The organism is Enterobacter sp. JMULE2, from assembly GCF_013337145.1.
GTDB classification, from domain to species: Bacteria; Pseudomonadota; Gammaproteobacteria; order Enterobacterales; family Enterobacteriaceae; genus Enterobacter; species Enterobacter mori.
Genome location: NZ_SGWD01000011.1, coordinates 414,439 through 436,742, shown reverse-complemented (window position 1 = coordinate 436,742; position 22,304 = coordinate 414,439). Strand labels below are relative to the sequence as shown.

The 22,304-nt window shown below is 53.5% G+C and carries 25 protein-coding genes and 1 tRNA gene; 8 read left to right on the top strand and 18 right to left on the bottom strand.

The annotated features are described in order from the left end of the window. Positions 1–96: 96 nt before the first annotated feature. A complete protein-coding gene (gene argG, locus EXW94_RS10760) occupies positions 97–1,443 on the top strand; it encodes an argininosuccinate synthase (protein WP_006178761.1) in 1,347 nt (448 codons plus the stop codon). 153 nt (positions 1,444–1,596) lie between these two features. Here the strand turns inward: argG and EXW94_RS10755 are convergent. From EXW94_RS10755 to rlmE, 6 genes are all read right to left on the bottom strand, one after another. Then, positions 1,597–1,683, bottom strand: a tRNA-Leu gene (locus EXW94_RS10755). Positions 1,684–1,692: 9 nt separating this feature from the next. Next, positions 1,693–2,025, bottom strand: a complete 333-nt coding sequence (secG, locus tag EXW94_RS10750; protein WP_003861803.1) for a preprotein translocase subunit SecG — start codon at positions 2,023–2,025, stop codon at positions 1,693–1,695. A 223-nt stretch (positions 2,026–2,248) separates the two neighbouring features. Next, positions 2,249–3,586, bottom strand: coding sequence for a phosphoglucosamine mutase (glmM, locus tag EXW94_RS10745; protein ID WP_010436000.1), 1,338 nt, complete (start codon positions 3,584–3,586; stop codon positions 2,249–2,251). Next, positions 3,579–4,427 (bottom strand): dihydropteroate synthase, encoded by an 849-nt coding sequence (folP, locus tag EXW94_RS10740; protein ID WP_010436001.1) that lies wholly within the window; start codon positions 4,425–4,427, stop codon positions 3,579–3,581. The genes glmM and folP overlap by 8 nt, the downstream gene beginning before the upstream one ends. A gap of 99 nt (positions 4,428–4,526) precedes the next feature. Next, positions 4,527–6,461 carry an ATP-dependent zinc metalloprotease FtsH gene (ftsH, locus tag EXW94_RS10735; protein WP_010436002.1) on the bottom strand — a complete coding sequence of 645 codons (1,935 nt, stop codon included), beginning with the start codon at positions 6,459–6,461 and terminating at the stop codon, positions 4,527–4,529. Between the two features lie 102 nt (positions 6,462–6,563). Continuing rightward, on the bottom strand, positions 6,564–7,190 hold the full coding sequence (gene rlmE / locus EXW94_RS10730) for a 23S rRNA (uridine(2552)-2'-O)-methyltransferase RlmE (RefSeq protein ID WP_010436004.1): 627 nt from the start codon (positions 7,188–7,190) through the stop codon (positions 6,564–6,566). A 127-nt stretch (positions 7,191–7,317) separates the two neighbouring features. Here rlmE and yhbY point away from each other — a divergent pair, with 127 nt between their 5' ends. Beyond that, positions 7,318–7,611 (top strand): ribosome assembly RNA-binding protein YhbY, encoded by a 294-nt coding sequence (yhbY, locus tag EXW94_RS10725; protein ID WP_003861814.1) that lies wholly within the window; start codon positions 7,318–7,320, stop codon positions 7,609–7,611. Positions 7,612–7,762: 151 nt separating this feature from the next. Here yhbY and greA read toward each other — a convergent pair whose 3' ends face one another. Next, positions 7,763–8,239 (bottom strand): transcription elongation factor GreA, encoded by a 477-nt coding sequence (greA, locus tag EXW94_RS10720; protein ID WP_010436008.1) that lies wholly within the window; start codon positions 8,237–8,239, stop codon positions 7,763–7,765. 228 nt (positions 8,240–8,467) lie between these two features. On the opposite strand from greA, the gene dacB reads away from it, so the two are divergent. Genes dacB through pmrB form a run of 3 tightly spaced genes read left to right on the top strand, consistent with a single transcriptional unit; the run spans position 8,468 to position 11,606 of the window. Then, positions 8,468–9,901 (top strand): serine-type D-Ala-D-Ala carboxypeptidase, encoded by a 1,434-nt coding sequence (gene dacB / locus EXW94_RS10715; RefSeq protein ID WP_100166519.1) that lies wholly within the window; start codon positions 8,468–8,470, stop codon positions 9,899–9,901. 2 nt (positions 9,902–9,903) lie between these two features. Then, on the top strand, positions 9,904–10,566 hold the full coding sequence (gene pmrA, locus EXW94_RS10710) for a two-component system response regulator PmrA (RefSeq protein WP_042714459.1): 663 nt from the start codon (positions 9,904–9,906) through the stop codon (positions 10,564–10,566). Continuing rightward, the gene (gene pmrB, locus EXW94_RS10705) at positions 10,563–11,606 is read left to right on the top strand and encodes a two-component system sensor histidine kinase PmrB (protein WP_108416130.1); all 1,044 of its coding nucleotides are present in this window, start codon (positions 10,563–10,565) and stop codon (positions 11,604–11,606) included. The genes pmrA and pmrB overlap by 4 nt, the downstream gene beginning before the upstream one ends. Before the next feature lie 33 nt (positions 11,607–11,639). Here pmrB and cgtA read toward each other — a convergent pair whose 3' ends face one another. From cgtA to rplU, 4 genes are all read right to left on the bottom strand, one after another. Continuing rightward, positions 11,640–12,815, bottom strand: coding sequence for an Obg family GTPase CgtA (cgtA, locus tag EXW94_RS10700; protein WP_029739622.1), 1,176 nt, complete (start codon positions 12,813–12,815; stop codon positions 11,640–11,642). Positions 12,816–12,830: 15 nt separating this feature from the next. After that, positions 12,831–13,796 (bottom strand): DMT family transporter, encoded by a 966-nt coding sequence (locus EXW94_RS10695; protein WP_010436020.1) that lies wholly within the window; start codon positions 13,794–13,796, stop codon positions 12,831–12,833. Positions 13,797–13,891: 95 nt separating this feature from the next. Beyond that, entirely contained in the window at positions 13,892–14,149 is a 258-nt protein-coding gene (rpmA, locus tag EXW94_RS10690) for a 50S ribosomal protein L27 (protein WP_004385076.1), read from the bottom strand. A 19-nt stretch (positions 14,150–14,168) separates the two neighbouring features. Beyond that, positions 14,169–14,480 (bottom strand): 50S ribosomal protein L21, encoded by a 312-nt coding sequence (gene rplU, locus EXW94_RS10685; RefSeq protein WP_010436026.1) that lies wholly within the window; start codon positions 14,478–14,480, stop codon positions 14,169–14,171. A gap of 257 nt (positions 14,481–14,737) precedes the next feature. On the opposite strand from rplU, the gene ispB reads away from it, so the two are divergent. Then, a complete protein-coding gene (gene ispB, locus EXW94_RS10680; RefSeq protein ID WP_108416129.1) occupies positions 14,738–15,709 on the top strand; it encodes an octaprenyl diphosphate synthase in 972 nt (323 codons plus the stop codon). Between the two features lie 229 nt (positions 15,710–15,938). Beyond that, a complete protein-coding gene (gene sfsB / locus EXW94_RS10675) occupies positions 15,939–16,226 on the top strand; it encodes a DNA-binding transcriptional regulator SfsB (RefSeq protein ID WP_010436030.1) in 288 nt (95 codons plus the stop codon). A gap of 64 nt (positions 16,227–16,290) precedes the next feature. On the opposite strand, the gene murA is transcribed toward sfsB, so the two are convergent. The 7 genes from murA to mlaF form a co-directional block, all read right to left on the bottom strand. Further along, positions 16,291–17,550 (bottom strand): UDP-N-acetylglucosamine 1-carboxyvinyltransferase, encoded by a 1,260-nt coding sequence (gene murA, locus EXW94_RS10670; protein WP_089597743.1) that lies wholly within the window; start codon positions 17,548–17,550, stop codon positions 16,291–16,293. A 51-nt stretch (positions 17,551–17,601) separates the two neighbouring features. Continuing rightward, positions 17,602–17,856 carry a BolA family iron metabolism protein IbaG gene (ibaG, locus tag EXW94_RS10665; RefSeq protein ID WP_108416128.1) on the bottom strand — a complete coding sequence of 85 codons (255 nt, stop codon included), beginning with the start codon at positions 17,854–17,856 and terminating at the stop codon, positions 17,602–17,604. A 126-nt stretch (positions 17,857–17,982) separates the two neighbouring features. Further along, positions 17,983–18,276 (bottom strand): lipid asymmetry maintenance protein MlaB, encoded by a 294-nt coding sequence (mlaB, locus tag EXW94_RS10660; protein WP_108416127.1) that lies wholly within the window; start codon positions 18,274–18,276, stop codon positions 17,983–17,985. After that, the gene (mlaC, locus tag EXW94_RS10655) at positions 18,276–18,911 is read right to left on the bottom strand and encodes a phospholipid-binding protein MlaC (RefSeq protein ID WP_010436040.1); all 636 of its coding nucleotides are present in this window, start codon (positions 18,909–18,911) and stop codon (positions 18,276–18,278) included. Before mlaC ends, mlaB begins: the two co-directional genes overlap by 1 nt. A gap of 18 nt (positions 18,912–18,929) precedes the next feature. Continuing rightward, positions 18,930–19,478, bottom strand: a complete 549-nt coding sequence (gene mlaD, locus EXW94_RS10650; protein WP_010436042.1) for an outer membrane lipid asymmetry maintenance protein MlaD — start codon at positions 19,476–19,478, stop codon at positions 18,930–18,932. A gap of 4 nt (positions 19,479–19,482) precedes the next feature. Continuing rightward, positions 19,483–20,265 carry a lipid asymmetry maintenance ABC transporter permease subunit MlaE gene (gene mlaE / locus EXW94_RS10645; protein WP_010436044.1) on the bottom strand — a complete coding sequence of 261 codons (783 nt, stop codon included), beginning with the start codon at positions 20,263–20,265 and terminating at the stop codon, positions 19,483–19,485. A gap of 7 nt (positions 20,266–20,272) precedes the next feature. Beyond that, the gene (gene mlaF, locus EXW94_RS10640) at positions 20,273–21,085 is read right to left on the bottom strand and encodes a phospholipid ABC transporter ATP-binding protein MlaF (protein ID WP_010436047.1); all 813 of its coding nucleotides are present in this window, start codon (positions 21,083–21,085) and stop codon (positions 20,273–20,275) included. A gap of 228 nt (positions 21,086–21,313) precedes the next feature. On the opposite strand from mlaF, the gene EXW94_RS10635 reads away from it, so the two are divergent. Further along, positions 21,314–22,291, top strand: coding sequence for a calcium/sodium antiporter (locus EXW94_RS10635; RefSeq protein ID WP_089597745.1), 978 nt, complete (start codon positions 21,314–21,316; stop codon positions 22,289–22,291). Positions 22,292–22,304: the final 13 nt, after the last annotated feature.

Genomic DNA, 22,304 nt, shown 5'->3' with positions numbered 1-22,304 from the left:
AAAAGATGATTAAATGAATACTCACTTATTTTGCATAAAAATGCACAAGAGAGCGAAAGCGGTCTCTAATCAGTCAATCAAGCAGGGTTTTATTATATGACGACGATTCTCAAGCATCTTCCGGTAGGACAACGTATTGGCATCGCTTTCTCAGGCGGCCTGGATACCAGCGCTGCACTGCTGTGGATGCGCCAAAAGGGAGCGGTTCCGTATGCATATACTGCGAACCTGGGACAGCCAGATGAGGAAGATTATGACGCGATCCCTCGTCGTGCCATGGAGTATGGCGCAGAGAACGCACGACTGATTGACTGCCGCAAGCAACTGGTAGCCGAAGGTATCGCTGCGATTCAGTGCGGTGCTTTTCATAACACCACTGGCGGCCTGACCTATTTCAATACCACTCCGCTGGGCCGCGCCGTGACGGGCACCATGCTGGTTGCCGCCATGAAAGAAGATGGCGTGAATATCTGGGGTGACGGCAGTACCTATAAAGGCAACGATATCGAACGTTTCTATCGTTATGGCCTGCTGACCAACGCCGAGCTGCAGATTTACAAACCGTGGCTGGATACCGACTTCATCGACGAACTGGGTGGTCGTCATGAGATGTCTGAATTCATGATTGCCTGCGGTTTTGACTATAAGATGTCCGTCGAAAAAGCGTACTCCACCGACTCCAATATGCTGGGTGCAACGCACGAAGCGAAAGACCTGGAATTCCTGAACTCCAGCGTGAAGATCGTTAACCCGATCATGGGCGTGAAGTTCTGGGACGAGAACGTCAAAATTCAGGCTGAAGAAGTCACCGTACGCTTCGAGCGCGGCCATCCGGTTGCGCTGAACGGTAAAACTTTCTCAGACGACGTTGAGCTGATGCTGGAAGCTAACCGCATTGGCGGTCGTCACGGTCTGGGCATGAGCGATCAGATTGAAAACCGTATCATCGAAGCGAAAAGCCGTGGCATCTATGAAGCCCCGGGAATGGCGCTGCTGCACATCGCTTACGAGCGCCTGCTGACCGGTATTCATAACGAAGACACTATCGAACAGTATCACTCTCATGGTCGTCAGTTGGGTAAACTGCTGTACCAGGGCCGCTGGTTCGATCCGCAGGCGCTGATGCTGCGTGATGCACTTCAGCGTTGGGTGGCAAGCGCGATCACCGGTGAAGTAACGCTGGAACTGCGTCGCGGCAATGACTACTCCATCCTGAATACCGTGTCTGACAACCTGACCTATAAAGCAGAACGTCTGACCATGGAGAAAGGTGATTCGGTCTTCTCTCCGGATGACCGTATCGGTCAACTGACCATGCGTAACCTGGACATCACCGATACCCGCGAGAAGCTGTTCAACTATGTTGAGAATGGCTTGCTCTCCGCCAGTTCCGGTAACGGCCTGCCGCAGGTTGAAAACCTGGAACACAGCGATAAGAAGTAATCGACAGCAAGACATGCAAAAGGCGCCCGACAGGCGCCTTTTTTATTTGGTATTTGTAGGGCGGGTAAGCGCAGCGCCACCCGCCATTTCGGCCGCCACCACAATATACAGACGAAAAAAAAGACGTCTTGCGACGTCTTTCTTCTGGAATATTGGTACCGAGGATGGGACTCGAACCCACAAGCCCGTTAGGGCACTACCACCTCAAGGTAGCGTGTCTACCAATTCCACCACCTCGGTACTGAATACTTACTGCGGGATATCGCTGGTCGGCTTAGCCGGTGCAGCTGGCTGAGTTTGCTCAGTTTTCGCTGGCGCGCTCAAATTTTCCCACTCGCTTCCTTTGCTGGTCTTGTTGCTGTTGATATTACCCAGCACCAGACTGATGATGAAGAACAGCGTAGCCAGAATCGCCGTTGTACGGGTCATGAAGTTCGCAGAACCACTTGAACCAAACAGCGTACCTGAAGCGCCTGCTCCGAAGGAGGCTCCCATATCAGCGCCTTTACCTTGCTGCAGCATGATCAGCGCTACAAGAGCGATGGCTACAATAAGGAAAATAACTAAAAGAGCTTCGTACATAATCAACCTGTTCCTTGCGGATTTGCCGCATACCAATGCTTCGACCAATTAGCAGGATTTTTGTTTCCCACTGAAGCGGGTGTGAATACTAACCAAAGCGAATGACCTTCGCAAGGGCATTTTCGACGCATTGTATCAACTGCGGAAAAAAACAGCAAAAAGCCATTAAATGCTTAAAACAAAGGCGGCAAGCGCCGCCTTTTTAAACACTTACTGTGAAAAGTTATGCAGCTTTCACCGCATCCGCAATGCGATGCGCGAATTCAGTCACCTGCGCTTCGTCTTCGCCTTCAACCATCACGCGAATCAGTGGCTCGGTACCCGATTTACGCAGCAGTACACGGCCACGATTGCCCAGGGCCGCTTCAACGTCAGCCATCACCGCTTTCACGTTGTCATTTTCAAGCGGATCGCCTTTACCCGCTGTGAAACGCACGTTAACGAGGATTTGCGGGAACATCTTCATACCGCTGCAGAGATCGTGCAGGCTCATGTGGTTGCGCGCCATGGCAGCAACAACCTGCAGACCCGCCACGATGCCGTCACCGGTGGTGGTTTTATCGAGCAGGATCACGTGACCGGAGTTTTCCGCACCGATTCGCCAGCCCTTCTCCTGCAATTTTTCCAGCACATAGCGGTCTCCCACTTTCGCGCGGACAAACGGAATACCGAGCTGTTTCAGCGCCAGTTCCAGGCCCATGTTGCTCATCAGCGTACCTACCGCGCCGCCACGCAACTGCCCCTGACGCAGACCTTCACGTGCAATGATGTAGAGGATCTGATCGCCGTCGACCTTGTTACCTTCGTGGTCGACCATGATCACACGGTCACCGTCGCCATCGAGGGCAATACCCAGATCGGCTTTTTCCGCCAGCACGCGCGCCTGCAGGGCACGCACGTCCGTCGCCCCCACTTCTTCGTTGATGTTAAGACCATCCGGCTCACAGCCGATGGTGATGACTTTCGCACCCAGCTCGCGGAAAACATTCGGAGCAATGTGGTAGGTCGCGCCGTTTGCACAGTCCACCACAATTTTAAGATGGGCCAGACTCAGCTCATTCGGGAAGGTTCCTTTGCAGAATTCGATATAGCGACCCGCGGCATCGACGATACGGTTCGCTTTACCCAGCTCAGCGGAGTCGACACAGGTGATCTCTTTTTCCATTTCCGCTTCAATGGCCTCTTCAACATCATCCGGCAGCTTGGTGCCGTCAATGGAGAAGAACTTGATGCCGTTGTCGTAGAACGGGTTATGGGAAGCCGAGATAACAATCCCCGCTTCCGCACGGAAGGTGCGCGTCAGGTAAGCCACAGCAGGCGTTGGCATTGGGCCTGTAAAGGAGGCAGAAAGCCCCGCCGCTGCCAGACCGGCTTCCAGCGCAGATTCCAGCATATAGCCTGAAATACGGGTGTCTTTACCGATGATGATCTTACGGGAACCATGACGTGCCAGCACCTTGCCAGCAGCCCAGCCCAGCTTCAGGACAAAATCAGGGGTGATTGGAGCATCGCCTACGCGCCCACGGATACCATCGGTACCAAAATATTTACGATTACTCATAGCGTTTGTTTTCCTTCGCTGCCAGTGTGGCTTCCACCACACGCATGGCTTCTACTGTTTCTTTTACGTCATGGACACGAATAATGTGCGCGCCTTGCATCGCTGCGATCACCGCGCAGGCCAGGCTACCACTCAGGCGTTCACTCGGCCCCACATTCAGCAACTGCCCAATCATCGACTTTCTCGACATCCCCACCAGCAACGGCAGGCCGAAGTGATGAAATTCTGATAAGCGCGCAAGCAGCGCATAATTGTGAGAGAGATTTTTACCGAAACCGAACCCCGGGTCGAGCAGCAATTTCTCTTTTGCGATACCCGCACGCTCGCAGCGTGCAATATGCTCAATAAAGAAGCGATTCACGTCGGCAAAAACATCGTCGTACTTCGGCGCTTCCTGCATGGTTTTCGGCTGCCCCTGCATGTGCATCAGGCAGACCGGCAGGCCAGTTTCCGCAGCCGCCTCAATCGCCCCAGGCTCAGTCAGTGAGCGAATGTCATTGATAATGTGAGCGCCCACTCTCGCCACTTCACGAATCACCTCAGGCTTGGAGGTGTCAACGGAGATCCACACCTCAAATCGCTGAGCAATGGCCTCAACCACGGGCACCACGCGCGCCAGCTCTTCTTCCACAGAAACGTCCGCCGCGCCTGGGCGCGTCGATTCCCCACCGACATCAATGATGGTGGCACCTGCATTGATCATTAAATTTGCGTGCTTAACCGCCTCGATAAGCGTGTTATGCGTGCCGCCGTCAGAGAAGGAGTCAGGGGTAACATTCAGGATCCCCATCACATGCGGATGCGAGAGATCGAGATGCGAGTCCTGGGCGAAGAGTTTCATGGCTAAAATCCCTGGTATTTATAAGGTTTAACGGATAAGAAAAACCCCGGAGCAAGCTCCAGGGTTTGAGGTACAGACAAACATTTCAACAGAAGAGACTTACTTGTCGCCCAACTGTTCTGACATGGTATTACCCGGGTTTGGCGTACGCGGTTCATCAACCGGGCGCGGCGCACGCGGGGTGCCATTGTTGTCAGAATTGTTGGAAGCACCTGGATCTTCCCAGCCAGCTGGCGGACGCACTTCACGGCGCGCCATCAGGTCGTCAATCTGCGGTGCATCGATGGTCTCATATTTCATGAGCGCATCTTTCATCGAATGCAGGATGTCCATATTGTCGTTCAGGATCTGGCGAGCGCGTGCATAGTTACGCTCTACCAAAGATTTTACTTCCTGGTCGATGATACGTGCCGTCTCATCGGACATATGTTTCGCTTTAGCCACAGAACGGCCCAGGAACACTTCACCCTCTTCCTCTGCATACAGCAGCGGACCGAGTTTGTCGGAGAAGCCCCACTGCGTCACCATGTTACGTGCCAGGTTTGTCGCGACTTTGATGTCGTTGGACGCACCGGTAGAAACATGTTCCACACCATAGATAATCTCTTCTGCCAGACGACCGCCGTACAGGGTCGAGATCTGGCTTTCCAGCTTCTGACGGCTGGCGCTGATCGCGTCGCCTTCAGGCAGGAAGAAGGTCACACCCAGCGCGCGACCACGTGGGATAATCGTCACTTTATGCACCGGATCGTGTTCCGGTACCAGGCGACCGATAATCGCGTGACCGGCTTCGTGGTATGCCGTGGACTCTTTCTGCGCTTCCGTCATCACCATGGAGCGACGTTCCGCACCCATCATGATTTTGTCTTTCGCTTTCTCGAACTCCACCATGGACACCACGCGCTTGTTACCGCGAGCGGCAAACAGGGCAGCTTCGTTGACCAGGTTAGCCAGGTCCGCACCGGAGAAGCCCGGGGTACCGCGCGCAATAATTGCTGCGTCGATATCTGGCGCCAGCGGTACGCGACGCATGTGGACTTTCAGAATCTGTTCACGACCGCGAACATCCGGCAGCCCCACCACGACCTGACGGTCGAAACGGCCTGGACGCAGCAGCGCTGGGTCAAGTACGTCCGGACGGTTAGTCGCCGCGATAACGATAATACCTTCGTTACCTTCGAAGCCGTCCATTTCAACCAGCATCTGGTTCAGCGTCTGCTCACGTTCATCATGACCACCGCCCAGACCTGCGCCACGCTGGCGGCCTACGGCGTCGATTTCATCGATGAAGATGATGCACGGTGCTGCCTTCTTGGCCTGTTCGAACATGTCACGCACACGAGATGCACCCACACCCACGAACATTTCGACGAAGTCAGAACCTGAAATAGTAAAGAACGGCACCTTCGCTTCACCCGCGATAGCTTTCGCCAGCAGGGTTTTACCGGTACCCGGAGGACCCACCATCAGAACGCCTTTCGGGATCTTACCGCCCAGTTTCTGGAAACGGCTCGGCTCACGCAGGTATTCAACCAGCTCGCCCACTTCTTCTTTTGCTTCGTCACAACCTGCAACGTCAGCAAACGTGGTCTTGATCTGATCTTCCGTCAGCATACGCGCTTTGCTCTTACCGAACGACATGGCACCTTTGCCACCGCCGCCCTGCATCTGACGCATAAAGAAGATCCAGACGCCGATAAGAAGCAGCATCGGGAACCAGGAAATGAAGATAGAAGCCAGCAGGCTTGGTTCTTCTGGCGGCTCGCCGACCACTTTGACGTTTTTAGTCAGAAGGTTATCGAGCAGCTTAGGATCGTTCACCGGGATGTAGGTCGTGTAACGGTTACTATCTTTCTTGGTAACGTTTATCTCACGTCCGTTGATACGCGCTTCGCGAACCTGGTCCTGATTGACCTCCTGCAGGAAGGTAGAATAATCCACCTTGCGGCCATTCGACTCGCTGGGCCCAAAGCTCTGGAATACTGACATCAGCACGACGGCAATGACCAGCCAGAGAATTAGGTTTTTCGCCATGTCACTCAAGGGATTAACCTCACATTACAACTGTGTTAAAAACAGCGTCAGGATACTCTATATCCAGTTTCATTCAAACTTTCGCCTGAAATCTACCGGTTATCATTTTCGCCCGGTCGCTACAATATACACTTCACGGGAACGCGCCCGGGAAGAGTCCGGCTTACGAACTTTAACCTTCGCAAACAGGGAGCGAATTTCCTTAAGGTACTCCTCGAAACCTTCGCCCTGAAACACCTTCACAACAAAACTACCACCAGGCGCTAGTACATCACGACACATTTCTAACGCTAGCTCCACCAGATACATGCCGCGGGGGATATCCACCGCCGGTGTTCCGCACATATTTGGTGCCATATCAGACATGACAACCTGGACCTTACTGTCACCCACACGTTCAAGTAACGCTTTTAGCACTAATTCATCACGAAAATCGCCCTGAAGGAAGTCGACACCGACGATGGGATCCATTGGTAAAAGATCGCATGCGATGATTCGACCCGCTCCGCCGATCTGCGTTACCGCATACTGGGACCATCCGCCAGGGGCAGCACCGAGGTCAACAACCGTCATCCCCGGTTTAAAAAGTTTGTCACTTTGCTGTATTTCATCAAGTTTAAACCAGGCGCGGGAACGTAACCCCTTTTTCTGCGCCTGCAGAACATATTTATCGCTAAAGTGTTCCTGAAGCCAGCGGCTGGAACTGGCAGAACGCTTTTTACCTGTCATTTAACTTTTCCGTCCGGGTTCATCGTTGCTTACCTTTGACGTAAATTTCTACGCTGCTATTTGGCGATATTAGGGAGATGGCGGTAGAATGAACCGTTTTCAATCCCAACGTAAGCAAAAATATACGATGAATCTGAGTACTAAACAAAAACAGCACCTTAAAGGTCTGGCACATCCGCTCAAGCCTGTAGTTATGCTTGGCAACAATGGTTTGACCGAAGGGGTGCTTGCCGAGATTGAACAAGCGCTGGAACACCACGAGCTGATCAAGGTGAAAATCGCCTCTGAAGACAGAGACACTAAAAACCTGATCGTGGAAGCCATCGTGCGCGAAACCGGCGCCTGTAATGTACAGGTCATCGGTAAAACGCTGGTGCTCTACCGCCCATCTAAAGAGCGCAAAATCTCGCTGCCACGTTAAGGATATCCCTAATCGAACACATTTTCTGTGTAAAACGAGGGATTTCTGTCAGCAGGTGAGCAAAATGCCACGCTCCTTGAGTTGTTAAAAGGCCGCTATGCGGCCTTTTTCTTTTCTTTACAATGTATCAACATCTCAGTGGAGAAGCGAATTACAGGTACTCGACCTTAATAATTTCGTATTCCACTTCACCACCAGGGGTACGGATCACGACTACATCGTCTTGCTCTTTGCCAATCAGGCCACGCGCGATGGGTGAGTTCACTGAAATCAGGTTCTGCTTAAAGTCAGCCTCATCGTCACCCACGATGCGATACGTTTGCTCTTCGTCGTTGTCCAGGTTCAGGACGCTCACGGTAGAACCAAAGATCACGCGGCCATTGTTTGGCATCTTAGTGATGTCGATCACCTGCGCATTAGACAGCTTTGCTTCGATGTCTTTAATACGCCCTTCACAGAAGCCCTGCTGCTCACGCGCCGCATGGTATTCAGCGTTCTCTTTCAGGTCGCCATGCTCGCGCGCATCCGCGATAGCGGCGATGATTTCAGGGCGACGCACGGATTTCAGAAAATCCAGCTCTTCGCGCAGTTTTTCGGCACCACGTAAGGTCATCGGAATAGCTTGCATTTGTTATACCTCTTAAACATTCCTGTTGGGAGCAGTGTTCCCTGCTCCTGCCCCCCTAAGCGGGCAAGAAGCAAAAAGAAAACCGACCCGGGAGCAACGCCCCAGGTCAGCAGCAATTTTTCAATTTGATACGCATTTTACCGCGAAGTTCACTATGGGTCATCGTTTACTTTGCAGTGCTATGCACCGTAGTATGACGGTTTGTTTTCGGGTTGTTAGCGCGAGATTATGCGATTTTCCAGTTTTATCATCGGATTGACTACCAGTATGGCGTTCGCCGCTCAGGCCGCGAACGTTGATGAGTACATTAATCAGCTGCCCGCAGGCGCTAACCTTGCGCTAATGGTGCAGAAGGTTGGCGCCCAGGCCCCTGACATTGACTTTCACAGTCAACAGATGGCGCTGCCTGCCAGTACCCAGAAGGTGATCACTGCGCTCGCCGCCCTGCTTCAGCTTGGCCCTGACTTCCGGTTTACTACCACGCTTGAGACTAAAGGTAACGTCGAAGGTGGCGAACTGAAAGGCGATCTGATTGCCCGCTTTGGGGGTGATCCAACCTTCAAGCGCCAGGATATCCGCAATATGGTGGCGGTGCTGAAAAAATCCGGCGTAACAAAAATCGATGGCAACGTGCTGATCGATACCTCCATTTTCGCCAGCCACGATAAAGCGCCCGGCTGGCCGTGGAATGACATGACGCAGTGCTTTAGCGCCCCGCCTGCTGCGGCCATCGTTGACCGTAACTGCTTCTCCGTGTCGCTCTACAGCGCCCCCAAGCCGGATGATTTAGCCTTTATACGCGTGGCATCCTACTACCCGGTCACGATGTTCAGCCAGGTACGCACATTAGCAAAAGGATCGCCGGATGCGCAGTATTGCGAACTGGACGTCGTGCCGGGCGATCTTAACCGTTTCACACTCACCGGCTGCCTGACGCAGCGTGCCGATCCGTTGCCGCTGGCCTTCGCCATTCAGGACGGAGCGGGTTATGCGGGTGCGATACTGAAAGACGAACTGAAACAGGCTGGCATCACCTATTCTGGCTCACTGATGCGTCAGACACAGGTTAATCAACCGGGTACCATCATCGCCAGCAAACAGTCTGCGCCGCTACATGACCTGCTTAGGATTATGCTGAAAAAGTCAGATAACATGATTGCTGACACCGTGTTCCGCATGATTGGTCACGCCCGTTTCGGCGTACCCGGTACCTGGCGTGCGGGGTCAGACGCCGTTCGTCAGATCCTGCGCCAGCAGGCGGGGATCGATCTTGGTAATACCATCGCCGTCGATGGCTCCGGGTTATCGCGTCACAATCTGATCTCCCCAGCCACCATGATGCAAGTGCTTCAGTACATTGCCCAACATGACACTGAGCTAAACTTTATTTCGATGCTGCCACTTGCCGGGCATGACGGTTCGCTTCAGTATCGGGCAGGGCTTCATGCTGCGGGTGTTGATGGCAAAGTGTCAGCGAAAACAGGTTCGCTGCAGGGGGTTTATAACCTTGCAGGCTTTATCACCACAGCCAGCGGACAACGCATGGCATTCGTGCAGTATCTTTCCGGCTATGCCGTCGAACCGACCGATCAGCGTAATCGCCGTATTCCGCTGGTGCGCTTCGAAAGCAGGCTATACAAGGACATCTACCAGAATAACTAACGATGAAACTACTCATAGTTGAAGACGATTTGTTATTGCAGGAAGGGTTGGCGCTCGCGCTGGCGAATGAAGGATACGCGCTCGATTGCGCCGCTACGGCGGCAGAAGCCGATGCGCTGATCCAGAGCGGTGAATATAGCCTGGTGATCCTCGATTTAGGTTTACCGGATAAAGACGGCGCGACGCTGCTCAGCCAGTGGCGCCGCCGTGGCGTTGAAAATCCAGTGCTGATCCTCACGGCGCGCGATGCCATTGAAGACCGCATTCACGGTCTGGACTCCGGTGCGGATGATTATCTGGTGAAACCTTTTGCCCTCGCAGAACTTCAGGCGCGCGTGCGGGCATTGATCCGCCGCTATCAGGGACACAGCGATAACATGCTGACTGACGGTGATATTACGCTGAATCTTCAGACGCAACAGGTGTTGCGTAAGTCCCAGCCTGTCGAAGTGACCCCAAAAGAATTTGCCCTCCTGACGCGTCTCATCATGCGGAGCGGTCAAACGGTACATCGCGAGACGCTGCAGCAGGATATCTACTCCTGGCAGGACGATCCGGGTTCAAATACCCTTGAAGTTCATATTCACAATCTGCGCCGCAAGCTCGGCAAAGAACGGATCAAAACAGTCCGTGGCGTCGGATACCGCCTGGAGAGCCAGAAATGAACAGTATGCGTCGGCGATTAATGGTTTTGCTGGCGATTATCCTATTGTTTTTTCAACTTATCAGCGTGATTTGGTTATGGCATGAAAGCCGTGAACAGATTGGCTTTCTGGTGAATGAAACACTCTCGGCGAAAGCACGTAACAAGCACGTTGAGAAAGAGATCCGTGAAGCGATTGCGTCTCTGCTGGTCCCTTCTCTGGTGATGGTCGGTTTTACCCTGCTCTTCTCCTTCTGGGCGGTGACCTGGATAACCCGGCCGCTTAACAAATTACGTGCCAGCCTGGCCAACCGGTCAGCCGACAATCTAACGCCGCTGCCCATGTATTCCGATATGGAAGAAATTGGCGCAGTGACGACATCGCTAAACCAACTGCTGGCGCGTCTTGATCATACCTTACAGCAGGAGCGTCTTTTCACCGCTGATGCCGCACACGAGCTACGCACACCGCTTGCCGGGATTCGGTTGCATCTGGAATTAATGGCCCAGTCTGGCTCACCACAAGCCACCACGTTGATTAGTCGTATCGATCAGTTGATGCACACCGTTGAACAGCTGCTGATGCTGGCGCGAGCCGGACAGGCGATGGCAAGCGGTCACTACGATACGGTCCACTGGACAGAGAATATTATTGCGCCGCTGGGTCTTGAGCACGAAGCCAAAGACCATACGGTGATATGGCCCGCTGAAAGCACTCTTACCGTGCAGGGAGACGCCGTACTCCTGCGCCTGATGCTCAGAAATTTGCTGGAGAATGCCGCCCGCTATAGCCCAACGGGGACGACCATCGAAGTCAAATTAGTGGAAATTGACGGCGGAACGCAGGTCAGCGTGGTGGATCAGGGCCCTGGAATCGATGAGGCACATCGACAGTCCATTACCGAGCCTTTCCGTCGGCTCGACCAGCGCTACGGTGGCAGCGGCCTGGGGCTGAGTATTGTTCAGCGTATCGTTCAACTCCACCATGGTAATTTAATGCTGGAGAACGGCGCTGAGGGCGGCTTAATCGCCAGCTGCTGGTTGCCGTCGACGTTAGGATAAAAAAAAGCCCCTTAGCGGGGCTTCTTTCAGGTATTAATGCTTGTAGATGAACTCAACGCCTTCTTCGTCGTCTTCATCCCAGTCATCGTCCCAGTCTTCATCATCGTCTTCCGCTTCCAGCTCTTCGAGCTGCTGACGGTGGTAGTCATCCCACATGAATTCGACTTTTTCAGGCTGTTTAGCCTCTTCCGCCTGAACGATTGGGTTCTCGATGATAAAGGTCATCACATCCCAGCAGAGATCTTTCACGCCAACCTGGCTTGCCGCAGAGATCAGGTAATATTTATCTTCCCAACCCATCGCTTCAGCAATGGCTTTCGCTTTTGCTTCAGCTTCGGCTTTATCCATCAGGTCGATCTTGTTAAAGACCAGCCAGCGTGGCTTACCTGCGAGTTTTTCGCTGTATTTTTCAAGTTCGCCAATGATGATACGGGCGTTTTCGACCGGATCGGACTCATCGATTGGATTAATGTCAACGATGTGCAGCAATACGCGGCAGCGCTCAAGGTGTTTCAGGAAGCGAATACCCAGTCCTGCGCCTTCTGCCGCGCCCTCGATCAAACCAGGGATATCAGCGACAACAAAGCTCTTTTCGTGGTCCATACGGACAACGCCCAAGCTTGGCACCAGCGTCGTAAACGGATAATCCGCCACTTTTGGCTTAGCGGCTGATACAGCACGGATAAACGTCGATTTACCGGCGTTAGGCATACCCAGCATACCGACGTCAGCCAGCAGCATCAGTTCCAGCTGCAGCTCGCGCGTATCGCCCGGTGTCCCCATGGTTTTCTGACGCGGAGCACGGTTAACCGATGATTTGAAACGGCTGTTACCCAGACCGTGCCAGCCACCTTTAGCAACCAGCAGGCGCTGACCGTGTTTGGTCATATCACCCATGGTTTCACCGGTGCCCTGATCAATCACTCGCGTACCGACCGGAACCTTGATGTTGACGTCTTTACCACGTTTACCCGTACAGTCACGGCTCTGGCCGTTCTGGCCGCGCTCGGCACGGAAAGATTTTTCGAAACGGTAGTCGATCAGCGTGTTGAGGTTTTCATCCGCCTCCAGCCACACGTCACCACCATCGCCACCGTCACCGCCGTCAGGGCCGCCACGAGGAATATATTTTTCACGGCGGAAGCTTACACAACCGTTACCGCCATCACCTGCCACGACCAGAATCGTCGCTTCATCAACAAACTTCATTTTACTCTCCGTAACTCATTCGCCTGAGCGGGGGACTACTACGACCGCTTCATTTTTGCGCCAACGCCCCCAGAGACGATGACCAATGGCGGAATACATCGCACCCGCAACCACGACAAACGCACCGAGATAACCCAACAAGTTGAGCATCGGCTTGACGAAGACATCGGGCCAGGCCATTGATAACAAATCTGAAAATAACAGCGTAAACAGCGGAGTCAGCGTGATTAACGCACTTACCTGCGCTGCCTGCCAGCGCGCCATTGCCTCAGCCAGCGCGCCATAACCGACCAGCGTATTAAGCCCACAAAAGATGAGGCACGCCAGTTGCCAGTCGCTAAGCTGAGTAATCACACCCGGCTTTGCTAACGGCAGTAATGCTATTGTACACAAAGTGTACAACAAAAGGAGGATCTGCTGTGAGGCCAGACGACGCAATAACACCTTTTGCGCGACGCCATAACTCACCCAGACCGTTGCTGCCCCGACACCGAAAATCACACCCCAGGTGTAATCCGTCAGGCGGGTGAAAATCTCAACCAGGCTGGTGTTGAAAAACATCACCAGACCACAGAGCAGCATGCTCGCCCCGATAATCTGCGTTCCGCGCATCTTCTCCTTGAGGATAAAGACGCTGGCGACCATCATGCCGACCGGTGAAAGCTGGCCGATCACCTGCGACGCCGTGGGGCTGAGATATTGCAGGGAGGAGCTAAACAGGATGAAGTTACCGAACAGGCCGCCCGTCGCAATAGCCAGTAAAACCAGCCAGCGCGGCTTTCGGAAGAGACGCAGCGGTGGAAGCTTACCTTTGATCGCCAGAATGGCACCGAGGCCTATGCTTGCCATCAGGAAGCGATAAAACACTACCGTCGGCGGCTCCATCACGTCCAGTACCTGCTTCATTGCAATTGGCAGTGCACCCCAGCACATTGCGGTGGTGAGCGCCAAAAGAATACCTATGCCGGCCTGCTGCTTCATGCCCGTTTTCCCTACAGAAAATTTTCCGGGTTTCCAATGTAAAAAGCCCCGCAACACGTTGCGGGGCTTTAATCCGTTACCGGACCGAGAAAACCTTACTCAGCAACGATGCTGATGTATTTACGGTTGTTCGGGCCTTTAACTTCAAATTTCACTTTACCGTCTGCTTTAGCAAACAGAGTGTGGTCACGACCGCAACCTACGTTGTTGCCAGCGTGGAATTTGGTACCACGTTGACGAACGATGATGCTACCCGCCAGAACGGATTCGCCACCGAAACGCTTAACGCCAAGGCGTTTAGCTTCTGAATCGCGACCGTTACGTGTGGAGCCGCCAGCCTTTTTATGTGCCATTTAAATCTCTCCTCAGGTCTTAGGCGCTGATGCCAGTAATTTTCACATCAGTGAACCACTGACGGTGGCCCTGCTGCTTACGGTAGTGCTTACGACGACGAAACTTAACGATTTTAACTTTCTCGCCACGACCGTGTGCAACAACTTCAGCTTTGATCACGCCGCCATCAACGAAAGGAACGCCGATTTTGACTTCTTCACCGTTTGCGATCATCAGAACTTCAGCGAATTCAACAGATTCGCCAGTTGCGATGTCCAGCTTTTCCAGGCGAATGGTCTGACCTTCGCTTACTCGGTGTTGTTTACCACCACTTTGGAAAACCGCGTACATATAAACTCCGCTTCCGCGCACATCCTCGTATGAATCAGAGTGCGCTATAAATATTCACAATAGGGCGCGAATATTACGCAAAACGCGAGCCTTTGACAAGTGCTACCATCAATACATGAAGAAAAAAAACACAACACGTACGGTAACGTTTATCTGAGCCGTTTTTTCAGTACAATCAGCGATACTATTGATAAACCGAAACCCTTTGTGAACCCACACTCCGTGGGATAAACAGGATAAAAAGCCCGGCTTTTGCGATGAATTTAGAAAAAATCAACGAGTTAACCGCGCAAGATATGGCGGGTGTGAATGCAGCAATCCTGGAGCAACTCAACTCTGATGTTCAGCTGATCAATCAGTTGGGCTATTACATCGTTAGCGGCGGCGGTAAACGCATTCGCCCGATGATTGCCATTCTGGCCGCTCGCGCCGTTGGCTATCAGGGAAATGCCCACGTCACGATTGCGGCCCTGATCGAATTTATCCACACAGCCACGCTGCTGCATGATGACGTGGTGGATGAATCAGACATGCGCCGTGGCAAAGCAACCGCGAACGCAGCATTTGGCAACGCAGCCAGCGTTCTGGTGGGGGATTTCATCTATACCCGTGCTTTCCAGATGATGACCAGCCTCGGCTCGCTGAGAGTGCTGGAAGTGATGTCTGAAGCGGTAAACGTTATCGCTGAAGGTGAAGTTCTGCAGTTGATGAACGTTAACGACCCGGATATCACCGAAGAAAACTACATGCGCGTGATTTACAGCAAGACGGCGCGCCTGTTTGAAGCGGCGGCGCAATGCTCTGGCATCCTTGCTGGCTGCACTGAAGCCCAGGAAAAAGGGCTTCAGGATTATGGCCGTTATCTGGGGACTGCCTTCCAGCTGATCGATGATTTGCTGGACTACAGTGCCGACGGCGAAACGCTCGGCAAAAACGTTGGGGATGACCTGAACGAAGGCAAACCGACGCTGCCGCTGCTCCATGCAATGCGTCACGGCACCCCCGAGCAGGCGAAACTGATCCGTGAAGCGATCGAGCAAGGAAATGGTCGCCATCTTCTGGAACCTGTTCTGGAAACAATGGCACTCTGCGGATCGCTGGAATGGACGCGTCAGCGTGCTGAAGAAGAGGCAGATAAAGCCATCGAAGCACTTCAGGTGATTCCGGACAGCCCGTGGCGTGACGCGCTGATTGGCCTTGCCCACATCGCCGTACAACGCGATCGTTAATCCTTCCCTCTTCTCCCCGTGGCCACACGGGGAGATTCTAATAAGCACCAATAAATTCCCTAATCACGTTAAATCATCGGCTTACATTCCGCATGAATAAAGCCATGTCATATTCTGAATATTGCTTCCAGTAACGCGAACTTTTTAGAACACATGTTCGAAGAAGGTATAGTAGCCCTGTCATTTCAGGAGAAATGGCGTGGGTGAAAACGAACACAAGGACAGCTTTATGGATATGAAACTGATCGACTGGCACTCAGCGGATATTATTGCGGCACTGCGCAAAAAAGGGACATCACTGGCGGCGGAATCGCGCCGTAACGGGTTGAGCTCATCGACGCTGGCAAACGCACTGACTCGCCCGTGGCCGAAGGGAGAATTGATTATTGCGACGGCGCTGGAAACGCACCCGTGGATCATCTGGCCGTCACGCTATCACGACCCCATAACTCACGAATTTATCGACAGAACGCGCACGATGCGCCAGAAGAAGTTGCAGAAGGAGCAGTCGAAGTAACACTGCAAATTTAACAGCATCAGCAATCCCCCGGCCTTTACAGGCCAGGGGGGTGCAAGAACGATTACTCGCCTTTCACACGCTCGATATTTGCACCCAGCGCGCGCAGTTTGTCTTCGATACGCTCATAGCCACGATCGATGTGGTAGATACGGTCAACAACGGTCGTCCCTTCCGCGATACAGCCCGCCAGCACCAGGCTTGCAGATGCGCGAAGATCGGTTGCCATCACCTGCGCACCAGACAGTTTTTCCACGCCGTGGCAAATGACCGTGTTGCTTTCGATCTCAGCGTGTGCGCCCATACGGATGAGTTCCGGTACGTGCATGAAGCGGTTCTCGAAGATGGTTTCAGTGATGAAGCCAGTGCCTTCAGCAACCAGGTTTAACAGCGTAAACTGAGCCTGCATGTCCGTCGGGAACGCAGGATGCGGTGCAGTACGCACATTGACGGCTTTTGGACGCTGGCCGTGCATATCAAGGCTGATCCAGTCTTCACCGATTTCGATATCCGCACCCGCATCGCGCAGTTTAGCCAGCACCGCATCCAGGGTATCAGGCTGTGCGTTGCGACAAACAATCTTTCCGCCAGAGATCGCCGCAGCGACCAGGAAGGTACCGGTTTCGATACGGTCCGGCAGAACGCGATAGACACCGCCGCCCAGGCGTTCAACACCTTCGATGGTGATACGGTCAGTCCCCTGGCCGGAAATCTTCGCACCCAGCGCCACGAGGAAGTTTGCGGTATCTACAATTTCCGGTTCACGCGCGGCGTTTTCAATGATGGTCGTGCCTTCTGCCAGCGTCGCCGCAGACATAATGGTGACGGTAGCGCCCACGCTCACTTTGTCCATGACAATGTGCGCACCTTTCAGACGACCGTTAACGGACGCCTTGACGTAACCTTCCTCCAGTTTGATCTCCGCGCCCAGTTTCTCCAGGCCAAAGATGTGCAGGTCAACCGGACGCGCGCCGATGGCGCAGCCGCCCGGCAGTGATACCTGACCCTGACCAAAACGCGCCACCAGCGGGCCAAGCGCCCAGATGGATGCGCGCATGGTTTTCACCAGATCGTATGGCGCAGAGAAGTTGTTGACGTTGCTGGCGTCGATCCAGACGGAGCCGTTACGCTCGACTTTCGTGCCCAACTGGGTGAGCAACTTCATGGTGGTGTCGATATCTTTCAGCTTAGGTACGTTCTGAATTTCTACCGGCTCTTCCGCGAGCAATGCAGCAAAGAGGATGGGCAGCGCAGCGTTTTTTGCGCCAGAAATTGTGACTTCGCCCTGGAGACGCGTTGGCCCCTGTACACGAAATTTGTCCATGTAATTGCTCTCTTATAAATTCAACCGTGCTGCGGGCGTCTCGCCCTCAGCTCAAAAACCGTTTAGTTTGCGATCGCGTGCCCACTCTTGCGGGGTGAACGCTTTAATCGACAGGGCGTGGATGCGGTTATCCGCAATGTATTCCATCAGCGGCGCATAGACAGCCTGCTGTTTCTTCACACGACTCATCCCGTCAAAGATCTCACCCACAGCAATAACCTGGAAGTGACTGCCATCGCCAGAGACGTGGGCTTCCTGAAGGGTGAGCGCATTCATCAGCACTGCCTGGATTTCATTATTTTCCATGGGGTCTATATCATCTGATAGTGAAAACAAGCCCAACATCTTAGAGCAAAGTGGCGTCGTCTTAAACAAGCAAAAAGCCCCGACGATGAAACTGTCAGGGCTTTCAGAAGTAACGCACTGAAAATATTAGTGCGGTAAAACGTCCTGAGGCAGATTATAAAGCTGCGCCAGGGTCATGACGTTATCGCTCGCGCCGTGAAGCCTGACGTTTGCCCCCTGCGTTTTACCCACTGCGATCAGATGGGTGAGCAGCGCAACACCCGCCGTATCGACCCGCGAGACATCGCTTAAATCAATCAGCGTCACGCCCTGCATGGCTTCGTGGCGTTTATCCCACAGCGGGTTCAGCAGATCCTGATCGAGCTCACCCGACAGCTTTAACGTCTCGCCTTCACGCGACCAGCTCAGTTGCTGCGACATTACTTCTTCTCGTCCAGGGTAATTTTCTGACGAGAGATAGACTGCAGCTGTGCGGTCAGGCCATCAATGCCTTTCGTGCGCAGCAGGTCGCTCCACTCGTTCTGTTTGGTGGTGATCATGCTCACCCCTTCGGCAATCATGTCATACGCCTGCCAGTTTCCAGTCTGGCTGTTTTTACGCCACTGGAAGTCCAGACGAACCGGCGGACGGCCGTTAGGATCGTTAATCGTCACGCGGATAGGCACGATGGTGGCATCGCCCAGCGGCTGTTCAGGCGCAATCTGGTAGGTCTGGCCGTGGTACATCGCCAGCGCCTGGCCATAAGCCTGTTTCAGGTATTCACGGAACGCAGCAAAGTAAGCCTCACGCTGTGCAGGGGTCGCATCTTTGTAGTAGCGGCCCAGCACCAGCGCGCCTGCATATTTGATCTGCACATACGGCAACAGTTCCTGATCGACCACATCACGCAGGTAATCAGGATTAGCACGAATCTTCGGCTGTTCGTTTTTAAGACGATCGAAGGTTTTCTTCGCGGCCGCGTCCATCTGTTTGTACGGGTTGCTCTGATCTGCAGCCTGCGCCGCAGTGAGAGGGGCAATGACCAGCATGGCAACCATTAGCAGTCGTTTAAACATGAATGACTTCTCCTGAAATTAATTCGCAGCACCAGGGGTTGGCGCAACATTGGTAGGGTCTTCACTCTGCGCAGGGGCAGCGTCAGACTTTTTATCATCCCCCTTACTGTTGTAAAGGAACTGACCAATCATATCTTCCAGCACCATCGCGGACTTCGTATCCTGGATCACGCTCCCGTCTTTAAGGATAGTCGTTCCCAGCTCAGGATCTTCAAAGCCAACGTTAAGTGCCAGATATTGTTCGCCAAGCAGACCGGAGGTACGGATGGAGAGCGAGCTGGTATCAGGAATGTGGTTATAACGCTCTTCAATATCCATCGCTACGCGCGGCAGATAGGTTTTCTCATCCAGCGTAATGTCTGATACGCGTCCAATCACCACGCCGCCAATACGGACCGGTGAGCGCGCCTTCAGGCCACCGATGTTATCGAAGGTGGCATAAACGCGATACGTCGGCTCGGTGCGGACAGAGGTGATATCCGCCGCTCTCAGGCAGATAAACAGGGCTGCCAGCAGCGCCAGTAACAGGAATACGCCAACCCAAATTTCATTTTTTCTCGTTTGCATGAACTCAATTCCCAAACATCAGTGCGGTGAGCACAAAATCCAGACCCAGTACGGCCAGCGACGAATGAACGACGGTACGTGTCGTTGCACGGCTGATGCCTGCCGAGGTTGGAATAGCATCATACCCGTTGAATAACGCAATCCAGGTAACCGTAATGGCAAAGACCACGCTCTTGATTAGACAGTTCACAAGATCCATCCGCAGGTCGATGGCGTCCTGCATCGCGGACCAGAAGAAACCGGCATCAATACCTTTCCAGTGCACGCCGACTAACGACCCACCCCAGATACCGACCGCCACAAAGAGGATAGTCAGCAACGGTAACGAAATCACACCCGCCCAAAAACGCGGTGAGATAACGCGACGCAGCGGATCGACCGCCATCATTTCCATACTGGAAAGTTGCTCGGTGGCGCGCATCAATCCGATTTCTGCCGTTAAGGCAGAGCCCGCGCGTCCGGCGAACAGCAGCGCAGCAACAACCGGCCCCAGCTCACGCAGCAGCGAGAGCGCCACCAGCATTCCGAGGCTGGTTTCCGCACTGTAGGTTGTCAGCACCAGGTAGCCTTGCAGTCCAAGCACCATACCAATAAACAGACCGGACACGATGATGATCAGCATCGACAACACGCCGACATTATAAAGTTGCCGCACCAGCAAAGGCGCGTGCTTGCGGAATTCCGGTTTGCCGACCAGCGCGTTGAATAACATCAATCCGGCACGCCCGAACGTCCTGATGGTTTTTATGCCACGGTGTCCGAGCGCAGCCAACGCATTTAACAGCATGAGTGGCTTAACTCCCTATTCCCAGTAAATCGTCACGATAGTCGCCAGCCGGGTAGCGGAATGGCACGGGGCCATCTGCAATACCGTCGAGGAACTGCCGCACCCGCGGATCGCAATTTTCCTGCAGCGCCTGGGCGCTACCGTGTGCGACGATCTTTTTGTCCGCCACGATGTAGGCGTAATCGGCAATGCTCAACACTTCCGGCACATCGTGAGATACCACAATGCAGGTGACGCCCAGCGCGCTGTTTAATTCAGAAATTAACTTCACCAGCACGCCCATGGTGATAGGGTCTTGTCCCACAAACGGTTCGTCAAACATGATTAAATCGGGTTCAAGCGCAATGGCACGCGCCAGCGCGGCACGGCGCGCCATACCGCCAGAGAGTTCAGACGGCATCAATTTCGCCGCGCCCCGCAGACCAACGGCTTCAAGCTTCATCATGACGGTGCTTTTCAGCAGTTCGGGCGGTAGATGGGTATGTTCACGCAGCGGGTACGCCACATTGTCAAAGACGTTCATATCCGTGAACAAAGCCCCCGACTGAAAGAGCATGCTCATGCGTTTGCGGACGGTATACAGACGCGAGCGCGACATCTCCGGGACGTTCTCGCCGTCGAAGAGGATTTCGCCACCGTCCGGGGGAATTTGCCCCCCAATAAGACGCAGCAACGTCGTTTTACCGATCCCTGACGGGCCCATAATGGCGGTGATTTTGCCATGCGGCACGGTCAGCGAAATATCATCAAATATCAATCGGTTGCCGCGAGAGAAACTGACACCACGGACATCGACTAAATTCGCCATCGTTTGGCTCATTTATGGTTCCTTTCTTACCCTGCCTCAGGCTAAGCATGAGGCTTAAATCAGCCCTAAACGCCACATTTTTACAGAATATTGCCTGTAGAGGTTAGCGAAAGCTGGCATTTGTTTTACTTTTCCGGCGCATAAAGTCAAAATTAGGAATTCGTTACGACTCAGGCTGTATGCAGCGCCAACAATTCCTGCGCGGTGGACCGGCAAGTATACCTGAAGAAAGGACTTTTGATGCTTTTAGCAACAGCACTGTTAATAATTGGTTTACTTTTGGTGGTCTACAGTGCTGACCGTTTAGTGTTTGCCGCATCAATTTTGTGCCGACTGATTGGCGTCCCCCCTCTCGTCATCGGAATGACGGTGGTTAGCGTCGGCACCTCACTCCCTGAAATCATCGTCTCTGTCACGGCATCGCTGCATGACCAGACGGACCTTGCTATTGGCACCGCGATTGGCTCCAACATCGTCAATATCCTACTGATTTTAGGTTTAGCCGCATTGCTGCACCCATTTCGCGTGCATTCCGATGTTCTGCGCCGTGAATTGCCGCTAATGTTAATCGTAAGTTTGCTGGCGGGCTATGTGCTGTATGACGGGGTGCTGAGCTACGATGATGGCATTTTCTTGCTCGCTCTCGCCGCGATATGGCTGCTGTATAGTGTTAAAATCGCCCGTCAGGCAGAAAAACAGGGACATGACAGCCTGACCCGAGAACAGGTTGCCGAACTCCCGCGTGAAGGTACGCTGCCTGTGGCGTTATTGTGGCTGGGCGTCGCGCTAATCATTATGCCGATGGCAACGCGCATGGTCGTCGATAACGCGACGGTGCTGGCAAACTATTTCGCCATGAGCGAACTGACAATCGGCCTGACGGTGATTGCTATCGGTACCAGTCTGCCTGAGCTGGCCACCGCCATCGCGGGCGCGCGCAAAGGTGAAGATGATATCGCCATTGGTAATATCATCGGCTCGAATATTTTCAATATCGCGATCGTGACGGGCCTGCCCGCCCTGATCTCACCGGGGCCGTTTAACCCGATGGCGTTCACGCGCGATTACGGAGTGATGTTGCTTGTCAGCGTCATTTTTGCCCTGCTCTGCTGGCGGCGGCAAAGACAAATTGGCAAAGGCGCAGGCGCACTGCTGACGGGTGGATTTATCGTATGGATGGCGATGCTGTACTGGCTCTCGCCGCTTCTCTCTGGGTAAACGGAAACGCATT

What these genes read in the sequence shown, in the direction of transcription:
- dacB (WP_100166519.1), top strand. Translation starts at nt 8,468, where the DNA reads ATGCGATTTTCCAGTTTTATCATCGGATTGACTACCAGTATGGCGTTC.
- ibaG (WP_108416128.1), bottom strand. Translation starts at nt 17,856, where the DNA reads ATGGAAAATAATGAAATCCAGGCAGTGCTGATGAATGCGCTCACCCTT.
- murA (WP_089597743.1), bottom strand. Translation starts at nt 17,550, where the DNA reads ATGGACAAATTTCGTGTACAGGGGCCAACGCGTCTCCAGGGCGAAGTC.
- glmM (WP_010436000.1), bottom strand. Translation starts at nt 3,586, where the DNA reads ATGAGTAATCGTAAATATTTTGGTACCGATGGTATCCGTGGGCGCGTA.
- greA (WP_010436008.1), bottom strand. Translation starts at nt 8,239, where the DNA reads ATGCAAGCTATTCCGATGACCTTACGTGGTGCCGAAAAACTGCGCGAA.
- mlaB (WP_108416127.1), bottom strand. Translation starts at nt 18,276, where the DNA reads ATGTCGCAGCAACTGAGCTGGTCGCGTGAAGGCGAGACGTTAAAGCTG.
- ispB (WP_108416129.1), top strand. Translation starts at nt 14,738, where the DNA reads ATGAATTTAGAAAAAATCAACGAGTTAACCGCGCAAGATATGGCGGGT.
- ftsH (WP_010436002.1), bottom strand. Translation starts at nt 6,461, where the DNA reads ATGGCGAAAAACCTAATTCTCTGGCTGGTCATTGCCGTCGTGCTGATG.
- folP (WP_010436001.1), bottom strand. Translation starts at nt 4,427, where the DNA reads ATGAAACTCTTCGCCCAGGACTCGCATCTCGATCTCTCGCATCCGCAT.
- secG (WP_003861803.1), bottom strand. Translation starts at nt 2,025, where the DNA reads ATGTACGAAGCTCTTTTAGTTATTTTCCTTATTGTAGCCATCGCTCTT.
- mlaD (WP_010436042.1), bottom strand. Translation starts at nt 19,478, where the DNA reads ATGCAAACGAGAAAAAATGAAATTTGGGTTGGCGTATTCCTGTTACTG.
- pmrB (WP_108416130.1), top strand. Translation starts at nt 10,563, where the DNA reads ATGAACAGTATGCGTCGGCGATTAATGGTTTTGCTGGCGATTATCCTA.
- sfsB (WP_010436030.1), top strand. Translation starts at nt 15,939, where the DNA reads ATGGATATGAAACTGATCGACTGGCACTCAGCGGATATTATTGCGGCA.
- EXW94_RS10635 (WP_089597745.1), top strand. Translation starts at nt 21,314, where the DNA reads ATGCTTTTAGCAACAGCACTGTTAATAATTGGTTTACTTTTGGTGGTC.
- mlaC (WP_010436040.1), bottom strand. Translation starts at nt 18,911, where the DNA reads ATGTTTAAACGACTGCTAATGGTTGCCATGCTGGTCATTGCCCCTCTC.
- EXW94_RS10695 (WP_010436020.1), bottom strand. Translation starts at nt 13,796, where the DNA reads ATGAAGCAGCAGGCCGGCATAGGTATTCTTTTGGCGCTCACCACCGCA.
- rpmA (WP_004385076.1), bottom strand. Translation starts at nt 14,149, where the DNA reads ATGGCACATAAAAAGGCTGGCGGCTCCACACGTAACGGTCGCGATTCA.
- mlaF (WP_010436047.1), bottom strand. Translation starts at nt 21,085, where the DNA reads ATGAGCCAAACGATGGCGAATTTAGTCGATGTCCGTGGTGTCAGTTTC.
- argG (WP_006178761.1), top strand. Translation starts at nt 97, where the DNA reads ATGACGACGATTCTCAAGCATCTTCCGGTAGGACAACGTATTGGCATC.
- cgtA (WP_029739622.1), bottom strand. Translation starts at nt 12,815, where the DNA reads ATGAAGTTTGTTGATGAAGCGACGATTCTGGTCGTGGCAGGTGATGGC.
- pmrA (WP_042714459.1), top strand. Translation starts at nt 9,904, where the DNA reads ATGAAACTACTCATAGTTGAAGACGATTTGTTATTGCAGGAAGGGTTG.
- mlaE (WP_010436044.1), bottom strand. Translation starts at nt 20,265, where the DNA reads ATGCTGTTAAATGCGTTGGCTGCGCTCGGACACCGTGGCATAAAAACC.
- rlmE (WP_010436004.1), bottom strand. Translation starts at nt 7,190, where the DNA reads ATGACAGGTAAAAAGCGTTCTGCCAGTTCCAGCCGCTGGCTTCAGGAA.
- yhbY (WP_003861814.1), top strand. Translation starts at nt 7,318, where the DNA reads ATGAATCTGAGTACTAAACAAAAACAGCACCTTAAAGGTCTGGCACAT.
- rplU (WP_010436026.1), bottom strand. Translation starts at nt 14,480, where the DNA reads ATGTACGCGGTTTTCCAAAGTGGTGGTAAACAACACCGAGTAAGCGAA.